At 71.5% G+C, this 18,617-nt stretch carries 18 protein-coding genes; 10 read left to right on the top strand and 8 right to left on the bottom strand.

The window, feature by feature from the left end; translation table 11 throughout:
- Positions 1–16 precede the first annotated feature (16 nt).
- Together LDL48_RS07100 and LDL48_RS07095 are read right to left on the bottom strand one after the other, a co-directional pair.
- On the bottom strand, positions 17–1,516 hold the full coding sequence (locus LDL48_RS07100; protein ID WP_225254211.1) for a sugar transferase: 1,500 nt from the start codon (positions 1,514–1,516) through the stop codon (positions 17–19).
- 359 nt (positions 1,517–1,875) lie between these two features.
- On the bottom strand, positions 1,876–2,736 hold the full coding sequence (locus tag LDL48_RS07095) for an Fpg/Nei family DNA glycosylase (RefSeq protein ID WP_225254210.1): 861 nt from the start codon (positions 2,734–2,736) through the stop codon (positions 1,876–1,878).
- Between the two features lie 25 nt (positions 2,737–2,761).
- Between LDL48_RS07095 and LDL48_RS07090 the strand changes: the two genes are divergently transcribed.
- A complete protein-coding gene (locus LDL48_RS07090; RefSeq protein ID WP_225254209.1) occupies positions 2,762–3,952 on the top strand; it encodes a glycosyltransferase family 4 protein in 1,191 nt (396 codons plus the stop codon).
- A gap of 31 nt (positions 3,953–3,983) precedes the next feature.
- Positions 3,984–5,537, top strand: a complete 1,554-nt coding sequence (locus LDL48_RS07085; RefSeq protein WP_225254208.1) for an arylsulfotransferase family protein — start codon at positions 3,984–3,986, stop codon at positions 5,535–5,537.
- Positions 5,538–6,274: 737 nt separating this feature from the next.
- On the opposite strand, the gene LDL48_RS07080 is transcribed toward LDL48_RS07085, so the two are convergent.
- From LDL48_RS07080 to LDL48_RS07065, 4 genes are read right to left on the bottom strand one after another with little or no spacing between them, the layout of a single operon-like run.
- On the bottom strand, positions 6,275–7,027 hold the full coding sequence (locus LDL48_RS07080; protein WP_225254207.1) for a CDP-alcohol phosphatidyltransferase family protein: 753 nt from the start codon (positions 7,025–7,027) through the stop codon (positions 6,275–6,277).
- The gene (locus tag LDL48_RS07075) at positions 7,002–8,063 is read right to left on the bottom strand and encodes an iron-containing alcohol dehydrogenase family protein (protein ID WP_225254206.1); all 1,062 of its coding nucleotides are present in this window, start codon (positions 8,061–8,063) and stop codon (positions 7,002–7,004) included. Before LDL48_RS07075 ends, LDL48_RS07080 begins: the two co-directional genes overlap by 26 nt.
- A complete protein-coding gene (locus LDL48_RS07070; protein WP_225254205.1) occupies positions 8,051–8,782 on the bottom strand; it encodes a phosphocholine cytidylyltransferase family protein in 732 nt (243 codons plus the stop codon). Before LDL48_RS07070 ends, LDL48_RS07075 begins: the two co-directional genes overlap by 13 nt.
- A 57-nt stretch (positions 8,783–8,839) precedes the next feature.
- Positions 8,840–9,280, bottom strand: a complete 441-nt coding sequence (locus LDL48_RS07065; protein WP_225254204.1) for an NUDIX hydrolase — start codon at positions 9,278–9,280, stop codon at positions 8,840–8,842.
- Between the two features lie 38 nt (positions 9,281–9,318).
- Here LDL48_RS07065 and LDL48_RS07060 point away from each other — a divergent pair, with 38 nt between their 5' ends.
- The 3 genes from LDL48_RS07060 to eccB are packed head-to-tail and all read left to right on the top strand — an operon-like array spanning position 9,319 to position 13,045.
- Positions 9,319–10,413: an aminotransferase-like domain-containing protein gene (locus tag LDL48_RS07060; RefSeq protein WP_225254203.1), complete on the top strand. Its 1,095-nt coding sequence runs from the start codon at positions 9,319–9,321 to the stop codon at positions 10,411–10,413.
- A 60-nt stretch (positions 10,414–10,473) separates the two neighbouring features.
- Positions 10,474–11,595 (top strand): magnesium/cobalt transporter CorA, encoded by a 1,122-nt coding sequence (gene corA / locus LDL48_RS07055; protein WP_225254202.1) that lies wholly within the window; start codon positions 10,474–10,476, stop codon positions 11,593–11,595.
- A 43-nt stretch (positions 11,596–11,638) separates the two neighbouring features.
- A complete protein-coding gene (gene eccB, locus LDL48_RS07050; RefSeq protein WP_225254201.1) occupies positions 11,639–13,045 on the top strand; it encodes a type VII secretion protein EccB in 1,407 nt (468 codons plus the stop codon).
- Between the two features lie 68 nt (positions 13,046–13,113).
- Here eccB and LDL48_RS07045 read toward each other — a convergent pair whose 3' ends face one another.
- Positions 13,114–13,791, bottom strand: coding sequence for a hypothetical protein (locus LDL48_RS07045; RefSeq protein WP_225254200.1), 678 nt, complete (start codon positions 13,789–13,791; stop codon positions 13,114–13,116).
- 172 nt (positions 13,792–13,963) lie between these two features.
- Between LDL48_RS07045 and LDL48_RS07040 the strand changes: the two genes are divergently transcribed.
- The 3 genes from LDL48_RS07040 (at position 13,964) to LDL48_RS07030 (ending at position 16,564) form a co-directional block, all read left to right on the top strand.
- Complete coding sequence (locus tag LDL48_RS07040) at positions 13,964–14,491, top strand: peptidylprolyl isomerase (protein WP_225254199.1); 528 nt, start codon at positions 13,964–13,966, stop codon at positions 14,489–14,491.
- 26 nt (positions 14,492–14,517) lie between these two features.
- A complete protein-coding gene (locus tag LDL48_RS07035) occupies positions 14,518–15,429 on the top strand; it encodes a rhomboid family intramembrane serine protease (RefSeq protein WP_225254198.1) in 912 nt (303 codons plus the stop codon).
- Positions 15,430–15,583: 154 nt separating this feature from the next.
- A complete protein-coding gene (locus LDL48_RS07030; RefSeq protein ID WP_225254197.1) occupies positions 15,584–16,564 on the top strand; it encodes a DMT family transporter in 981 nt (326 codons plus the stop codon).
- Here the strand turns inward: LDL48_RS07030 and LDL48_RS07025 are convergent.
- Positions 16,461–16,907: a PH domain-containing protein gene (locus tag LDL48_RS07025; protein WP_225254196.1), complete on the bottom strand. Its 447-nt coding sequence runs from the start codon at positions 16,905–16,907 to the stop codon at positions 16,461–16,463. The two genes, LDL48_RS07030 and LDL48_RS07025, sit on opposite strands and share 104 nt — an antisense overlap.
- 35 nt (positions 16,908–16,942) lie before the next feature.
- On the opposite strand from LDL48_RS07025, the gene LDL48_RS07020 reads away from it, so the two are divergent.
- Together LDL48_RS07020 and LDL48_RS07015 are read left to right on the top strand one after the other, a co-directional pair.
- Positions 16,943–18,073: an acetyl-CoA C-acyltransferase gene (locus LDL48_RS07020; protein WP_225254195.1), complete on the top strand. Its 1,131-nt coding sequence runs from the start codon at positions 16,943–16,945 to the stop codon at positions 18,071–18,073.
- A 58-nt stretch (positions 18,074–18,131) separates the two neighbouring features.
- On the top strand, positions 18,132–18,590 hold the full coding sequence (locus LDL48_RS07015; protein WP_225254194.1) for a hypothetical protein: 459 nt from the start codon (positions 18,132–18,134) through the stop codon (positions 18,588–18,590).
- Positions 18,591–18,617: the final 27 nt, after the last annotated feature.

Here is an 18,617-nt window from a genome sequence, read left to right as displayed (position 1 = left end):
CCTGGGAGCGGTACGGCTAGTAAGCGCCCTTACGCTTGAGCACGACCCAGATGGTGCGCCAGAGGATGCCCAGGTCGTAGGTGAGCGACCAGTTGTCGACGTAGTACAGGTCGAGCCGGACCGCCTCGTCCCAGGACAGGTCGGAACGGCCGGACACCTGCCACAGGCCGGTGATGCCGGGACGCACCAGCAGGCGGCGCCGGACGTCGCCCAGGTAGTCGCCGTCGTCGGCGGGCAGCGGACGCGGGCCGACCAGCGACATCTCGCCCTTCAGCACGTTGATCAGCTGAGGCAGCTCGTCCAGTGAGCTGGCCCGCAGCCGGCGGCCGAACGGGAAGATCCGCGGGTCCTCCTTCATCTTGAACAACATGCCGTCGGACTCGTTGAGCTCCAGCTCCTTGAGGCTGGCCTTGCGCTCCTCGGCGTCGACGTACATGGTCCGGAACTTCCACACCCGGAACGTGCGGCCCTCGTGCCCGACCCGGGGCTGCCGGAAGAACACCGGGCCGGGGTCGGAGAGGCGGATGCTGAGCGCGATCATCAGCAGCAACGGGCTCAGCAGCAGCAGACCACCGAACGCGGCCACCCGGTCCAGCAGGTTCTTCACCAGCCAGCTCGGGCCGGAGAGCGTGGGCTCCTCGACGTGCAGCAGCGGCAGGCCCTCGATCGGCCGGATGTGCACCCGGGGACCGGCGATGTCGGTGAGCTGCGGCGCCACCACCAGGTCCACGCCGGTGCCCTCGAGCTGCCAGGCCAGCCGGCGCAGCTCACCCGGTTCCGCGCTGGCCGAGCCGCACACCGCGATGGTGTCCGCGCCGACCTCACGGACCAGCGACATCACGTCCCGGCCGGCGTACACCGGGACCGGGGTCTCGATGCCGCGGGCCGCCGCGTACCCGTCGGTGATGTGGATCGCCACCGGGATCAGCCCGGCGGCCGGGCTGCGGGTGACCGCGGTGTAGACCTCGAGCGCCTCCGGCAGCGTGCCCACCAGCACCATCCGGTGCGCGCCGTGGCCGGTGCGCCGCCGGGCCAGGTGCAGCACCTGACGGGCGAAGTAGCGGCAGAGCAGGATGAAGATCAGTGCGCTGACCGAGACCAGGGCCACGGTGCCGCGGGAGAGCGGGGTCTTGGTGGCGAAGGCGAGCAGCGACACGCCGGCCACGACCACCACGGAGGCGCGGACGACCCGCTTGAACTCCTCGCTGCCCAGGCCCAGGTAGCGGCGGTCGTAACTGCCGTTGCCCCAGAGGATGATCACCCAGGCCAGCGGCAGCCCGAAGTACGCCGTGGCCCGGAAGATCTCCAGCCGGTCACCGAAACCCGAGTTCGCCTGCTCCAGCAGCGAGACCGCGAACCAACTGGCCAGCACCGCGGAGACGAAGTCAAGAACGATCAGGATCGCGGTGTACGGCCGGTGCCACCGGGACACCCGCCGGTGCGACCGGGTCCACGCCGAGCGGGGCACACCGTTGCTCGGCGGTGGCTCCTGCCACTCGAAGCTGTCATACGGCATGCTGCTCCGGCCGTTTCCGGTCGCCCGCACATTCTGCGAATGCGGCGCGGCAGAGTGGAGGCTCGTGGTCACCTCGCCTACGTCCTCCCGCATCACGTACCGCCCACCGACATTCGGGGCCCGGACGCCGCATCGCGACCCGGCCTGCCGGCGGTCGGCAGACAACCCCGGAGAACATTACGCACCGCCACGAGCTTCTCGGTTCCGGTGAGTCCCACCGGTCCCCTCTGCGCCGCGGACGAAGCATGGGACCGAGCCACTATACCGATGGATCGGGCTGGGAGAAGCGGACGTCGGGCCCGCATTCCTGCGTCGTGTTCCCCGTGCCCGAGCGCACACGGACGGTGACCAAATCGCCGCTAACGGATCAACTTGGACAGGCGCCGGTCGGCCAGCGGTTTGCCGCCGGTCTGGCAGGTGGGGCAGTACTGCAGGCTTTTGTCCGCGAACGACACCTCACGCACCGTGTCACCGCACACCGGGCAGGGCAGTCCGGTGCGGGCGTGCACCCGGAGGCCGGCCCGCTTCTCCCCCTTCAGCTCGGCCGCCCGCTGACCCACCGACCGGGCCACCGCATCCGATTCGACCTGGCGGGTCGCCTCGTACAGCGTGGTGATCTGCTCGTCGGTGAGCCGGTGGGTGAGTGCGAAGGGTGACATCTTCGCCACGTGCAGGATCTCGTCCGAGTAGGCGTTGCCGATCCCGGCCAGCACCTCCTGATCGGTCAGCACGCCCTTGACCTGGCCCCTACGGCTGCGGATCCGCTCGGCGAACCGGTCGCGGTCCACCGCCAGCGCGTCCGGGCCGAGCCGCGCCACGCCGGGCACCTCGGCCGGGTCCCGCACCAGGTAGGCGGCCAGCGACTTCTGGGTGCCGGCCTCGGTCAGGTCGAAGCCGGAGCCGTCGTCGAGGCGGACCCGGACCGCGATCGGGCCGCTGCCCGGCTTGAGCGGGGCCGCGGACTTGAACGCGTCGCGGTAGTGCAGCCACCCGGCGCGGGCCAGGTGAACCACCAGATGCAGGTCGTCGCCGAGATGCACGTCGAGGAACTTGCCGTGCCGCCCGGCGCCGCTGAGCGTCCGCCCGGCCACCGCGCTCGGCGGCGGGTCGAACGTCTTCAGCGCGCTGAACGAGGCCACCTCGAAGCGCTCGACGGTGCGGCCGACGGCACGCTCGCGCAGGTAGGCCGCGAGCGCCTCGACCTCGGGAAGTTCCGGCACACCCCTAACGGTAGCGTTTCCGGGCGTGAAGGTCGTCGTTGCGCACAACCGGTATCGGGAGGCGATCCCGTCCGGCGAGAACGTCATCGTCGACGCCGAGATCGCCCAGTTGACCGCGGCCGGTGTCGAGGTGCTGCCGTTCCAGCGCAGCTCCGACTCGATCGCCGAGCTGCCCGCGGCCCAGAAGGCACTGCTGCCGATCTCCCCGATCTACGGGCGGCCCGCCCAGGCGGACCTGGCCGCGCTGCTCCGCGAACACCGGCCGGACGTGCTGCACCTGCACAATCCGTACCCGCTGCTCTCGCCCTGGGTGGTGAAGACCGCGCACGCCCACGGCGTGCCGGTCGTGCAGACCGTGCACAACTACCGGCAGGTCTGCTCGCCCGGGCTGTACTTCCGGGACGGCCACAACTGCTACGACTGCCGCGGCAAGGCGTTCGGATGGCCCGCGGTGGCGCACAAGTGCTACCGCGGATCGCGGGCGCAGAGCGCGCTGATGGCCACCACGCTCGCCGTGCACCGGCCCACCTGGCGGTCGGTGGACCGGTTCATCGCGCTCACCGACCGGATCGCCGCCCACCTGGCCGACTACGGCATCGCCGAGGACCGGATCGTGGTCAAGCCCAACGGGCTGCCGGACCCGGGTACGCCGCCGCCGCTCGGCGACGGTTTCCTGTACGCCGCCCGGCTGTCCCCGGAGAAGGGCCTCGGCCTGCTGCTGGACGCCTGGCGGCGGCACCCGGACGGCGCCCTCGGCCCGCTGCGGATCGCCGGGGACGGCGAGTTGCGCGGGCTCGCCGAGCAGGCCGCCGCCGAGCGGTCGGACGTCACGTACCTGGGCTCTCTCGACGCCGCCGGCATGGTCGCGGCCCGGCGCCAGGCGTCCGTGGTGGTCGCGGTGCCGACCTGGGACGACGTGCTGCCGACCGTGATCCTGGAGGCGATGGCCACCGGCCGGGCGGTGCTCGGCACGGAGGTGGGCGGTATTCCGTACCTGCTGGGTGTGGCGGAGGCCGGCCCGGCCGCGGGCTGGGCGGTCCGTCCGGACCCGGAGTCGCTGGCCGCCGCGCTGCCGGTCGCCCGGGCCGGCGCCGCGACGGTGGCCCCCGCGGCCCGCGACCGCTACCTGCGGGTCTTCCACCCGGATGTGGTGACCCGCCGGCTCATCGACGTCTATACCGATCTCACAGCGGATTCCCACCGGGAGCACAGGTAGATCTTGATCTAATTGGGGAAAGCTGGGGGCCGTGACGGACAGCCCTGTCGATACCCCGACCCCACAGCCCCCACGAACTTCACGCCGCAATCTGCTGCTCGGCGCGGGTGGCGCCGCGGTGTTCGCGCTGGCCGGCGGCGCCGCCGGCTTCGCACTCGGCGACTCCGCCGAGACGCCCCCGGAAACCCCGGAAACCCCGCAGGCCGCGCCGCCGAAGTTCCGCTCCCGCCCCGATCTGCGCACCATGCCGGACGTCACCATCACGGTGCCGGCCAACGGGACCACCCCCGGCGCCATCTTCCTGACCCCGGCGTCCGGTGCCGGCCTCTGGGGCCCGCTGATCGTCGACGAGAAGGGTTCGCCGGTCTGGTTCAAGAAGGTGCCCGACCCGGCCACCGTGGCCATCGACTTCAAGGTCCAGCAGTACCGCAACAAACCGGTGCTGACCTGGTGGGAAGGCACCATCGGCGGGACCGGCGGGCAGGGCGTCGGCCAGGGCGAGTTCGTCATCGCGGACCAGAACTACCGGGAGATCACCCGGGTCCGCGCGGCCGGCACCGAGCAGGCCGACCAGCACGACTTCGTCATCACGCCACGCGGCACCGCGCTGTTCTGGGTGTACGACCCGGTACCGTACGACCTCACCCCGATGGGCGGTCCCGCCGACGGCGTCCTGCACGACGGCGTGATCCAGGAGATCGACATCGCCACCGGCCGCCGGGTCTTCGAGTGGTGCGCCCGCGACCACGTCAAGCTGGACGAGTCGTACGCCCCGATGCCCCAGGGCGAGGCCGCGCACCTGCCGTACGACTACTTCCACGCCAACTCGGTCGGCCTCGACGCCGACGGGCACCTGCTGATCTCGGCCCGGCACACCTGGTGCTGCTACAAGGTCAACAAGGAGACCGGCAAGGTGATGTGGCGCCTGGGCGGCAAGAAGTCCGACTTCCCGCTGACCGGCAACGCCACGTTCTCCTGGCAGCACGACTTCCGGCGCCTGCGCAACGGCGGGTACAGCCTGTTCGACAACGGCGCCGGCATCACCAAGGAGCGCGACTACTCGCGCGGGCTGATCCTGAAGCTCGACGAGGGCGCCCGCACCGCCACGTTCGTGTCCGAGTTCGTGCACCCCGACCGGCTGTCGGCGCCCACCCAGGCCAGTTTCCGCGAACTGTCGGACGGCGGCTTCTTCGTCGGCTGGGGCCAGATGCCGCACTTCACCGAGCACAATCCGGACGGGACGGTGCGGCTGGCCGGACACCTGCCGAAGGACAACCAGTCGTACCGGGCGTACAAGGCGGACTGGGCGGGCGTGCCGCTGGACCAGCCGGCGCTGGGGTTGCGGGTCGAGGGCGGCAACGTGGTGGTCAGCGCGAGCTGGAACGGCGCCACGAAGGTGACCAAGTGGCGGGCCCGGGCGGGCGGGCAGCCGCGCGCCCTGAACCAGGCCGCGGTGGAGGCGAACCGCACCGGCTTCGAGACCACCCTGACCATCCCCGGAATGGCCGAGTACGTGGTGGTGGACGCCCTGGACGCCACCGGCAAGGTCCTGGGCACCTCCTCCGCCATCCCGGTCCGCGTCTGACCCTTCCTCGCGCGCGCCGATCTTGGAGTTGTGGTGCCGGAGTTGTCGGTTCCGGTGGCTTTCGCGCCTCCACAACTTCAAGATCGGCGGACGCGTTGTACGGGTGCCGATTCCGCTCGCGGCACGGGGACGCCGCGGTGCTCGCGCCTGGGTTCCGTGGAGAGTTCGGGTGCGGACGATGCCGTGGCTGCACACGTTAGGTGCGTGCTGAGGGCGTGTGGGGAGTTGAGGTGCGGACGGAGCCGCGGCTGAACACGCCTGCTGCTGGCTGCGGGGGTGTGGGGAGTTGAGGTGCGGACGGAGCCGCGGCTGGACACGCCTGCTGCTGGCTGCGGGGGTGTGGGGAGTTGGGGTGCGGACGGAGCCGCGGCTGGACACGCCTGTTGCTGGCTGCGGGGTGTGGGGAGTTGGGGTGCGGACGGAGCCGCGGCTGGACACGCCTGTTGCTGGCTGCGGGGGTGTGGGGAGTTGAGGTGCGGACGGAGCCGCAGCTGAACACGCCTGTTGCGGGCAGGCGTGTGGAGGGCGCTCATGGGTGCCCGGAGACCTGAGGGACCCGCCCGACCGACGGTTGGACTGCGGACGTGGCGCGAGCCCGATCGCCCCTACCCCCTCAAAGCCCACCCTCCGTCGATCTTGGACTTGTGGTGCCCGTTTCGTCGGTGTGATGCGGCTTTTGTCCCCACCGAAGGTCCAAGATCGACGCCACTGGGCGGGCAGGGGCGGGGTGGGAGGGGTCAGCGGCGGAGGGACTCGCGGCCGGCGAAGGCGATGCTTGCGGCCAGGAAGGCGCCGTTGATCAGGGTGAACAGGCCGACCAGCCAGATGGTCAGCTGCGGGGCCACGGTCAGGACCAGGCCGGCCAGGAAGATCACCGCGCCGTAGTCGCGGACCAGCTTGACCACGCGCACCGGCATGGACCGGTTGGTCACCATGCTGGCCGCGTTCGGGCCGGACTGCATCACGGACGTGATCAGGTTGACCATCCAGGTCCCGGCGAACGCCGCCAACAGCCACGCCGGTGTTTCCGGCACCTGTGCCTCGGCGGTGGCCGCCAGCGCCGACACCAGCGCGATCTGGGCCGCCACGTCGCACAGCACGTCGATGCGGGCGCCGGCCGGGCTGCTCTGTCCGGTGACCCGGGCCAGCTGGCCGTCGGCGCAGTCCAGGGCGTACGCGATCTGCCAGCCGACCAGCGCGAGCAGACCGATCGGCCAGGCCCAGAAGCGGTCGTCCGCGACCGGCTCGGCGGTCGCCACGACGATGAACGAGACCAGGCAGCCGAGGCCCAGGTTCGCCACCGTCAGGACGGTGGGTGCCAGCCGGTGCTTGTACGCGAACACCGCGATCCGGGCGCCGAGCCGCTGGCTGACCGCCTCGCTGAACAGGCCGCCGCCGCGGTTGACCTGGTAGTACTCGTCGGCACTGGGTGCCGGGGGGCCGGCGGGCGGCCCGCCACCGGGCTCAGCGTGCGGCGACGGCGTCGACATATTCGGCCAGCCTTCCGCGGATCTCGTCCGGCTTCATGTCGAGGTGTTCCAGGATGGTGTAGCGGTCCGGCCGGGTACGCGGCGCGAACGTGACGATCTCGACGAACTGGTCGGCGTCGAGGCCGACGTCGGCGGGGGTGCGAGGCAGTTGGTGCCGGGCCAGGCAGTCGGCCATCTGGGCGAAGCGCTGCTCGTCGCCGCGGAGGAACGTGCAGAACAACGCGCCCAGCCCGGCCAGCTCGCCGTGTGACGCGGTGCCCGGGAAGAGCGAGTCGGTGGCGTGCATGAGTTCGTGGCAGCCGCCGCTCGACGGACGGCTGCTGCCGCACACCGCCATGGCGAGTCCACTGGAGATCAGCGCCTCGGCGAGCACGGTGACGAAGCCGTCGTCGGTCATGTCGCCGGGGTGGTTGATCATGGCTTCGGCGCCCATCCGGGACAGGGACGCGGCCAGGCCGTCCACCGGTTCGCCACGCACCTCGCGAGCCAGTTCCCAGTCGGCGAGCGCGCTGAGGTTGCTGATCACGTCGCCGATGCCGCCGCGGTTGACCCGTTCCGGGCCGTTCTCCACGAAGTCCAGGTCGACGATGACGCCGATCGGGATGTGTACGCCGTAGGAACCCTTGATGCCGTCGTTGATCAGGCTGGCGACCGGGGAGGCGACGCCGTCGTTGGCGAGGCTGGTGGCCACCGAGACCATCGGCATCGCCCAGCGGGTGGCGGCGTACTTGGCGATGTCCACCGTGGTGCCGCCGCCGATCCCGACGACCGCGTCGTAGCTGCGGGAGCGCAGCTTCGCGGAGAGTTCCAGGGCGGCGTCCAGGGTGCCGCCGGAGGTGGTGTAGACGTCGGCGGAGCCGAGCGAGGGCCGGATCAGTTCGGCGATCCGCTCGCCCAGGCCGGGGCCGACCACCACCGCCACGTCGCCACCGGCCGAGATCCGCCCGTCGGCCAGGATCCGCCCCAGGTCGGCGACCGCGCCGCGCCGGACGTCGATGTGCAGCGGCGTCTGCACACTGCGGGCTAGTAGTGGCATGCGATTTCCCGGGCCCGGGTCAGGTCGTCGTGGTTGTCCACCTCGACCCACGGGACGTCGCCGATGGTGGCCGCGCGGATCTCGCCACCGCGGTTGGCGTACTCCTGGTAGCCGTCCTCGTAGTAGAGGTTGGGGTCGCGCTCGAACGTGGTCTTGAGCGCGTCGGCCAGGTCGGCGGCGGCCGACGCCTCGATCACGGTGGCCCCGATGTACTCGCCGAACGCCTCGGCCGGGTCCATCAGTTTCGTAATCTTCACCAGGCGGCCATCCGCCGAGAAGACGGTCTTCATCTCCTCGTCAGCCAGCTTCTTGACGCTGTCCACGGCGAGCAGGATGCCGGGACCGCGCTGGGCGAGGAGGGTGTGTTCGACGCCGACCGGGTGCACGGTGTCGCCGTTGACCAGCAGTGCGCCCTGGGCGAAGTGGTCCCGGGCGAGCCAGAGCGAGTAGGCGTTGTTCCACTCCTCGGCCTTGTCGTTGTGCACCAGCGTGATCTTCACGCCGTACTTCTGCTCGAACGCGTCCTTGCGCTCTTCGACCGCGTTGGCGCAGTAGCCGACCACGATGGTCACGTCGGTCAGCCCGGCGGCGGCCAGGTTCCGCAGCGAGATGTCCATGATCGTGGTGTCACCGTCCACCGGGACCAGCGCTTTGGGCAGCGTGTCGGTGTACGGGCGCAGCCTGCGGCCGGCGCCGGCGGCGAGGACCAGACCGATCATGTGGCGGTTCCTTCCGGGTGAATTCCGAGGGGGTGCCAGCCGAGGATAGCGGTGTCGCTACAGCCCGACGGTACGCAGCGTCACGAATGCCTCCCGCGCGACGCGTTTCAGCAGGCCGCCGTCCACCGGCGCGTTCAGGTCCAGGAGGTCCAGCTCGGTCTCGGCGAGCCAGCGGAACTCGGTGTGTTTGCCGGCTTCCAGTCGGGGCCGCTCCAGGTCGCCGTCCACCCGGACCAGGAAGTCGGTCTCCCGCCGCGGCAGGCCGTCGTCGCCGGTGTACTCGTACTCGCCGACCACGGCCAGGACCGTGGACACCTGCCAGCCGGTCTCCTCGTACACCTCGCGGCGCATCGCCTCGTCGGGGGTTTCGCCCGGTTCCAGGTGTCCGCCGACGATGTCCCAGGTGTTCGGGAAAAGCTTGCGCTGCGGGGACCGGAACTGGAAGAAAATGCGGCTCTGCTGGTCCACGACGAAAGCACCGGCAACGTGAAGGGGCACGGGAAAAATCCTATCGAGGCGGCTCGTAAGCTTGCCCCATGACCGCTGAGCAGCTGATCTCGTTCGCCCGTGGCGCCCCCTCTCTGGACATCGTCGACGTGGCCGGCCTGAAGGCCGCCGCCGCGCGTGCCTTCGACACCGATCCGGCCGGGATGACGGCCTACGGGACGTCCGTCGGCTACCAGCCGCTGCGTAAGTGGATCGCGGACAAGCACGGCGTCGCGCCGGAGCAGGTCATCGTCACGAACGGCTCGTTGCAGGCGGACGCGTTCCTGTTCAACCACCTGGTGTCGGCCGGTGACGACGTCGTGGTGGAGAAGCCGACGTACGACCGGACGCTGCTGAACCTGCAGAACCTGGGCGGCAAGGTGCACCAGGTGACGATCCAGCCGGACGGGATCGACGTCGCGGAGCTGCGTGGCCTGCTCGAGTCGGGTCTGCGCCCCAAGCTGGCACACATCATCCCGAACTACCAGAACCCGGCCGGTGTCACTCTCTCGCTGGAGAAGCGGCGCGAACTGCTCGCCCTGGCCGCCCAGTACGGCTTCGTGATCTTCGAGGACGACCCGTACGTCGACATCCGGTTCCGCGGCGAGGCGCTGCCCTCGATGCTCTCCATGGACACCGACAACGTGGTGGTGCACGCGTCCAGCTTCACCAAGACGGTCTGCCCCGGCGTCCGCGTCGGCTACCTGGTCGGGCCGGCTGCGCTGATCGACGCGATCGCGAAGAAGGCCACCAACCTCTACATCTCGCCCGGCATGGTGTCCGAGGCGATCGTGCACCAGTTCTGCGTCTCCGGGGACATCGACCGCTCCATCGCCACGGTGAGCGCGGCGCTGGGCGAGCGGGCCCGGGTCCTCGCCGAGGCGATCCGCAAGCACCTGCCCGGTGCGGTGTTCACCGAGCCGGACGGCGGGTACTTCCTCTGGGTTGACCTGCCCGACGACGTCGACGTGGACCGGCTCTTCCCGGCGGCCATGAAGAAGGGCGTCGCCATCGTCAAGGGCAGTGACTTCCTGCTGGACGGCGGCCGGCACTCGGTCCGGCTGGCGTTCTCGGCGGTCACCGTGGACCAGATCGAGGAGGGCGTGCGGCGCCTGGCCACCGCGATCGAGGAGGTACGCGGGTAACCTCGGGCCGCTTCCGACGACCCACCGGCGGGTCGACCGTACCGAGAGGGGTCCACGGCCATGAGTGAGAACGGGATCAACCGCTCGTTGTCGCGGGCCTGGACCGCTCCGGTGCGGGCGATGAACCGCATCCTGGGAGCCGCCGACGGCCCGGCCGACCAGCGGCGCGACGGGGACCGGCTCAGCGCGGTGGTGGACTGCGGCGTGTACGTCGACGGCAAGCGCGAACCGGGCGACTTCACCCCGGAGACGGCGTTCCGGGAGGCGTGCGCGCGGGACAACGCGTTCGTCTGGCTGGGGCTGCACGAGCCCTCGCTGGACGAGATGACCGCCGTGGCCCGCACGTACGGCCTGCACGAACTTGCCGTCGAGGACGCGGTGAAGGCGGAGCAGCGACCGAAGCTGGAGCAGTTCGGCAGCGTCGACTTCCTGGTGCTGCGGACCGCCCGGTACGTGCCGCACCGGGAACTCACCGAGACGTCGCAGGTGGTCGAGACCGGCCAGGTGATGCTGTTCATCGGGGCGCGGTTCGTGATCACGGTCCGGCACGGTGACGCCTCCCGGCTGGCGCAGGTGCGCGCCGACCTGGAGGCGGGCCGCGCCACCCTGCTGGAGCAGGGCCCGTGGGCGGTCGCCTACGCGGTCACCGACCGGGTGGTCGACCACTACGTCGAGGTGGCCGACCAGGTCGAGGCGGATCTCGACATCATCGAGCAGGGCGCGTTCTCCCGCGACTCGGGCACCTCGGTGCAGCAGATCTACCAGATGAAGCGGGAGATCGTGGAGTTCCGCCGCGCCGTGGTGCCGCTGCAACGCCCGCTCGCCACGCTGACCGCCGCGCACAACACCGTGGTCTCCAAGGAGATCCGCCGATACTTCCGGGACGTGCAGGACCACCTGACCCGGACCGTGGAGCAGGTCTCGTCGTACGACGATCTGCTGAACTCGATCCTGCAGGCCCGGCTCGCGCAGGTGACGGTGGACCAGAACAACGACATGCGCAAGATCGCCGCGTGGGCCGGTATCTCCGCGGTCTGGACCGCGCTGGCCGGCGTGTACGGGATGAACTTCGCGCACATGCCGGAGACCCAGTGGCAGTACGGCTACCCGGTCGTGGTCACCCTCATGCTGGGCATCTCGGTGCTGTTGTACCGGGCGTTCCGGCGCAACGGCTGGCTCTGACCGGCGCCCCCCACGCACCCGGACCGACCCCTAAAGTGGCCGGGTGCCGTCGCGTCAGGACCAGCTCCACTCGTACCAGTACTCGCTGCAGCGGGTGGTGGCGGCGCTGGTCACGCACGAGCCCGACCCGTACCGTTCGCCGTTGCGCCGGGCCGGCACCACGGCACTGGTCAGCCTCGTCATCGCGGCCCTGGCGGTCGGCGCCGCCGCGGTCTACGGCCTGCTCACCGGCCACAGCAACGTCAACCTGCAGGACGAGTCCGCGGTGTTCCTGGAGAAGGGCACCGGCGCCCGGTACGTCTTCCTGAAGTCCGACGGCAAGCTGCACCCGGTGCTCAACTACACGTCCGGTCTACTCGTCACGAGCGGGTCGGAACCCAGGGTGGTCAGCGCCTCGCGGGACCACCTGGCCAAGGTGCCGCTGGGTGACCCGCTGGGCATCCCGGACGCACCGGACTCGCTGCCCGCCGCCGGCAGCCTGCTGACCGGCCGCTGGTCGGTGTGCTCGCAGCCGCCGGACCCGGCCGCGTCCGACTCCGGCCCGCGCAGCACGCTGCTGGTCGGCCACCGGATCGCGGACGGCCGGGTCGCCGCTGCGCCCGGCCCCGGCCAGGCGCCGGCCGGGCTGCTGGTCCAGGACCCGGCCGAGCGGATCTTCCTGGTGTACGCGAACAAGCGCTTCCTGTTCCCGGAGGGCCGGGCCACCGCCACGCTGCGCGCCCTGGGCTGGGCCGACCGGCAGCCGTGGCCGGTCGCGGCGGCGTGGGCGAACTCGGTGCCGCTGGGCCCGGACCTCGTCCCGCCGCCGGTGCCGGACGCCGGCGACGACTCCGGCGTGCGGGACTGGCGGGTGGGTCAGCTGGTGACCGACGGCAAGCAGTGGGGTGTCGTGCTGTCCGACGGCCTGGCGCCGATCACCGCGGTGCAGGCGCTGCTGCTGCAGACCGAGCCGGACGCGTACCCGCCGGTCGAACTCGGCAGTGCCTTCAACACCTTGCCGGCCTCCCGGCGGCAGCTGGTCGACGCCGGCGGCCTGCCGCCGGCCGTGCCGGAGCTGATCACCCCGGCCGCGCGGGTCTGCATGACCCTCCCGCTGGATCAGGCCGGAGACGGGGTACGGATCGACCCGACCGTTCCGGCCGGTGTGCCGGTCCGCGGTGCCCCGGCCGTGCCCGGCGGGGTGCAGGCCGACCTGGTGCACGTGGAGCGGGGCAGGGGCGCGCTGGTGGCGGCCGCCGCGTCGGCGACCGCGCCGCCGGACAGCGGCACCGTGAGCATTGTCACGGACACCGGTCGGCGGTACCCGCTGGCCGCCCGGGACCTGCTCGGCCGGTTGGGGTACGCCGGGAAGGCGCCGGTGCAGGTGCCCGCCCAGCTGGTGGCGTTGCTGCCGCAGGGCCCGCCGCTGGATCCCGCGCGGGCCCGCAGATCGGCCACCGCCGACCGCTGACCAGGTAGCCCGACGGGCGGGTCACCGATGACGGTGCCCGCCCGACGTGCGGCAGTCGGTGCCCGGGGTCAGCTCTTGGTGGTGCCGTTCGGGTTCTGGCCGCCGGCCATCCGGGCGACCTTCGCCGAGTGCTGCGTCGAGGACGTCTGGTCCGTGGTGTCGGTCACCACGGTGGTGGCGTCCGACCCGGTGCCGCGGGGAGTGAACGCGGCCGAGTCCGCCGGCTCGAACGCGGCGTCGTCCACGCTGCCGGCCGTGGTGGCGGTCACCGGGCGGCTGGGCTCGTACTCGTCCCACTGGGCCGCCTGGCGGCGACGCAGCGCGTACGCGGCGCCGGCGCCCAGCGCGCCACCGATCAGAGCCAGACCGATCAGACGCGAGCCACGGCGGCTCGACGACTTGCGGTTCAGTGCCTTCGCGGCGTGCTTCTCGAGCTTCTTGGCGCTCTTCCGGTTGTCCTTGGCGGCCTTCTTGCCGACCTTGACCACCTTCTCGTTCGACTGCCGTGCGCTCTCCGTCGCGGCAGCCACCAGCGGCGTCAACGTCGCCAGAGCACTGTCCCAGCTGCTCGTGGCGGCGCCCTTCGCCTTGGTGGCGGCCGGCTGCACCCGGTCCCGCGCCGCGGAGAACTTCGGGCCGACAGTCGAGCTGGTCTCCTGCGCGGCGATCGCAGCGGCGCGCTTGAAGTGATCAACGCTCTGGCCGAGCTCGCTCTTCATGTTCGTGCTGCGGCGCTTCCGTCGCATGGTTTCAAACACCAGTGCCCACCTCCTGTGGCTCTCTCCACGTCATGTTGCCTTCTCAGGTACCCCCGCGCTGCCGGATTCAGACACATGGGGGAGGATCCGAACTGCCAAAGAACTGTCCAGCGTCGGCCCGCGGTGCGGATCGACGACCGCGACACAGACAGGAGTACCCGTGGCCGAGACGCTTTACGCCACTCTGCACACCAACCACGGCCCGATCCGGCTGCAGTTGTTCCCGGACCACGCGCCGGCGACCGTGCGCAACTTCGTGGAGCTCGCCGAGGGCACCAAGGACTACATCGACCCGCGCACCGGCCAGAAGGGCAGCGGGCCGTACTACGACGGCACCATCTCGCACCGGGTCATCGCCGGCTTCATGGTCCAGATGGGCGACCCGACCGGCACCGGCCGCGGCGGCCCGGGCTTCCAGTTCGGCGACGAGTTCCACCCCGAGCTGCAGTTCGACCGCCCGTACCTGCTGGCCATGGCGAACGCCGGGCCGGGCACGAACGGCTCGCAGTTCTTCATCACGGTGGGCCCGACCCCGCACCTCAACCGCCGGCACACCATCTTCGGTACGGTCGCCGACGAGCAGTCCGCGAAGGTCGTGGACTCGATCGCGGGCACGCCGACCGGTCCGGGTGACCGTCCCCGCGAGGACGTGGTGATCGAGCGGGTGGAGATCGAGCGCGCCGGCTAGTTACCCCGTGCGGGTATCTTTGTGACATGAGTGAGTCTCCGGTGACGGCTCCGGTCTGCTACCGACACCCCGCCAAGGAGACGTACGTCCGGTGCACCCGGTGCGAGCGTCCGATCTGCCCGGACTGCATGAACGCGGCGTCGGTCGGCCACCAGTGCCCGGAGTGCGTCGCCGAGGGACGCCGCACCCAACGGTCGGCCCGCACCGCCTTCGGCGGGAGCGTGGCCGGCCGTGACGGTGTGGTCACCCGAACGCTGATCGGCATCAACGTGCTCGCGATGGTCATCTCCGTCGCGACCGGCGGGATGACCGCGGTGGCCGGCGGCGGGTGGGGCGGCCTGCTCGGGCAGAGCACGCCGCTCACCGACTGGGGTTCGGTCATCGGGTACGCCACCTACGGCCCGTTCGACAGCGAGTTGCACGGCGTCGCGGCCGGCGAGTGGTACCGCCTGGTCACCGCGATGTTCCTGCACTACGGCGTGCTGCACCTGCTGATGAACATGTACGCGCTGTGGATCCTGGGCCGCGAGCTGGAGGCGGTGCTGGGCCGGCTGCGGTTCGCCGCCCTCTACGTCCTCGCCGGGCTGGGCGGCAACGTGGCGGCGTACCTCTTCTCCGCCCCGAACGCCGCCACCGCCGGCGCCTCCACCGCGGTCTTCGGCCTGATGGCCGCCACGTTCGTGGTCCTCAGACGGCTGAACATGAGCGTCGCGCCGATCCTGCCGATCATCATGATCAATGTGCTGTTCACGTTCGTGGTGGCCAACATCTCCGTTGCGGGTCACCTCGGCGGCCTGGTGACCGGTGCGCTGGTCGCCGCGATCCTGGCGTACGCCCCGCGCGAGCGCCGCAACCTGATCCAGGGCGTCGGCTGCGGCGCGGTCGCCGCGCTCCTGCTGCTGGCCGCGATATTGCGTACCGTCGACCTGCTCGGTTGACTAGGGTCGGCGCCGTGAGTCCGTTCCCGGGCGTTCTGCCCCCGCCGCGCTCCTGACCGGAGCGCCCGCGCCCTGACCCGCCCTACGCGGTGGGTGGCTGCTGTCTGCGCTCCGACAGCCGTCCCTGACCTGGACTCATTCCCGGAGCGCAGTCATGTCGTACCGCCATGTCCACCTGTCCTCGATCACCGTGGCCGCCGTGTTGTGGGGCACCACCGGGGTCGCCGTCGCCGTGGTGCGCGACCGCACCGGGCTGGCCCCGGCCACCATCGGCTTCTACCGGCTCGCCGTCGCGGCCACGGTCCTCCTGGCGTTCACCGCCGCCGCGCGGGCGGTGCTGCGCCGGGGCGTGCGGACCGAGGCACTGCGGGCGTCGCCCGGGCGGGTGCTCGCCACCGGCGTCCTGCTCGGCGGCTACCAGGCGCTCTACTTCGCCGCCGTGACGTACGCCGGGGTCGGTGTCGCCACCGTCGTCAGCCTCGGCCTGGCACCCCTGGTCACCACGGCCTGGGAGGCGTTCCGGTCCCGGGTCCGCCCGGGACCGCGGATCACCGTGACCGTGACCGCGGCCGTGGCCGGACTCCTGCTGATCACGGTCGAGCCCGGAGCGCACGCGCCGCAACCGGCGCTGGGCCTGCTCGCCGCGGTCGGCGCAGGCCTCGGCTACGCGGTGTCCGCCCTGCTCAGCCGGGAGCTGTCCCAACGCGGCGACCCGCTCACCCTGACCACCGCGACCTCCGCGGTGGGTGCCGTGGCGCTGGCGCCGGTGGCCGTGGCCGGCGGTGTCACGTTCGACGTGCGGGCGGACACCGTGGCCCTGCTGCTCTTCCTCGGCGTGGTGACGACCGCGGTCGCGTACGCGCTGTTCTACGCCGGCCTGCGCACCGTGCCGGGCAGCGTGGCGGCGGTGGTGACACTGCTGGAGCCGTTGACCGCGGCGCTGCTCGCGGTGGCGCTGCTGGGCGAGCCGCTGCCCGGTCTCACCGTCGCGGGCGGACTGCTGCTGCTGGCCTCGGTCGCCGCGCTCTACGTCAGGCCGGTGCCGGGCCGGGTTCGTCCTTCTCGTACTGGGCGCGCAGTTCCTCGAGCACCTGCAGCACGTCCCGCGGATCCGCGCCCAGATCGTGCACGCTGAACAGGTAGAGCGCGTCCTCCGCGTCGATCTCCAGGAACTCCGAGGACACGCCGAGGCGGTCGCGGCGGTCCAGGCGTACCCGCTCGATGTCGGACCAGCCGTGCCGGCGCCGTCCGGCGAAGCCCACCACCACGGTGACGCCGTCGGCGTCCGCGGCGAGCCGCACCGGTGCGACCAGGTCGCGCAGCGCCCAGACGGCCAGGCCGGCCGACGCGGTCAGCGCGATCGCCCACTGGACCGGGTCGCGCCGGATGAACGCGAACGCCAGCACCACGATCGCCACCGCACCGAGCAGTTTCGTGACCGGGAGGACCGGCTTGATCCGCCAGGGCTCGGGAGTCATGGTCCCACTATGGCAGTCCGGCGTACCGTCGAACCATGCGTGATGCGGTGATCGTGGGCGCCGTCCGGACCCCGGTGGGACGGCGCAACGGCGGGTTGTCGGAGGTCCATCCGGTCGATCTCTCGGCCCATGTGTTGCGCGAGTTGGCCGGACGGACCGGCTTCGATCCGCACGACGTCGAGGACGTGGTGTGGGGCTGCGTGTCGCAGGTCGGCGAGCAGTCCTGGAACGTCGGCCGCAACGCGGTGCTGGCGGCCGGCTGGCCGGAGTCGGTGCCCGGCACCACGGTGGACCGGCAGTGCGGGTCCAGCCAGCAGGCGGTGCACTTCGCGGCCGCCGCCGTGCTCTCCGGCCAGGCCGACCTGGTGGTGGCCGGCGGGGTCGAGTCGATGAGCCGGGTGCCGATGGGTTCCAGCGCCATGGACCGCGATCCGTACGGCGCCGCGGTCCGCTCCCGTTACGGCGTCGACCGTTTCGAGCAGGGCGTCGGCGCGGAGATGATGGCCGAGCGGTGGGGGTTCTCCCGGGCCCGGCTGGACGAGTACGCCCTGTCCAGTCACGCCGCCGCGGCGCGGGCCCAGGACGCCGGCGAGTTCACCGCGGAGATCGCGCCCCTGGCCGGGTGCACCGCCGACGAGGGCATCCGGCGGGACACCAGCCTGGCGAAACTGGGCACCCTGAAGACGCCGTTCAAGCCGGACGGCGTGGTGACCGCCGGTTCGGCGTCGCAGATCTCGGACGGCGCCGCGGCGCTCGCGGTGACCACGTCGCGGTGGGCGGCCGCGCACGGGCTGCGCCCGCTGGCGCGCGTGCACACCGCGGTGGTCGCGGCCGGCGACCCGGTCATCATGCTCACCGCGCCCCTCCCGGCCACCGCGAAGGCGCTGGCCAAGGCGGGTCTCAAGCTGGACGACATCGGGGTGTACGAGGTGAACGAGGCGTTCGCCCCGGTGCCGCTGGCGTGGCTGGCGGAGACCGGTGCCGACCCGGCCCGGCTCAACCCGCGCGGCGGGGCGATCGCGCTCGGGCACCCGCTCGGTGCCTCCGGTGCCCGGCTGATGACCACGATGGTGCACCACATGCGACAGCACGGACTGCGCTACGGGCTGCAGACGATGTGCGAGGGCGGCGGAATGGCCAACGCCACAATCGTCGAGCTCCTGTAATAAGTCATTCATCTCGGCGTGGCCGCTGCTTCACCGCGGCGTGGCCGTTAAACGGCACATGGACGTCTTCTCCCGCACGTTCCTCGCCGCCGCGGCGGAAGCCGGGGTCGCGATCCCCACCGTGAGCCGGCACCTGCCGGTCTTCCGGCGCTGCGTCGACCCGGACGACAGCGCCGTTCTCCTGGCCCGCTGCCTGCGGCCGAACTCCGCGATGGCGGGCGAGTTCGTGCTGCTGCTCACCAACCGGCGGCTCGTCGTGATCCGGGAGAGCCGGCTGCTCCACCGGCTGAGCCTGCACCTCAACGTGAACCTGCGGCGGCTGAGCAACGTGACGTGGACGACCGAACGGCACCAGCCCGCGGTCGAGCTGGCCGCGACCGCGGTGGACGGAGTCCGGGAGCGCTTCTGGATGAACCTGGGCGACGTCGACCGGGTACGCCAGGTGGAGTCCCTCTCCCAGCGCCTGTTCGGCCGGCTGTCCGCGCCGGAACCCCGCCCGGCGGCCGTGGCCGCGTGACCGGCCCCCCGGTACGCCGCCGATAGG

It is taken from the genome of Jidongwangia harbinensis (genome assembly GCF_020216025.1).
Taxonomy (GTDB): domain Bacteria; phylum Actinomycetota; class Actinomycetes; order Mycobacteriales; family Micromonosporaceae; genus Actinoplanes; species Actinoplanes harbinensis.
The sequence above is the reverse complement of the archived record's forward strand: the minus strand, read 5'-3'. Positions and strand labels throughout refer to the sequence as shown.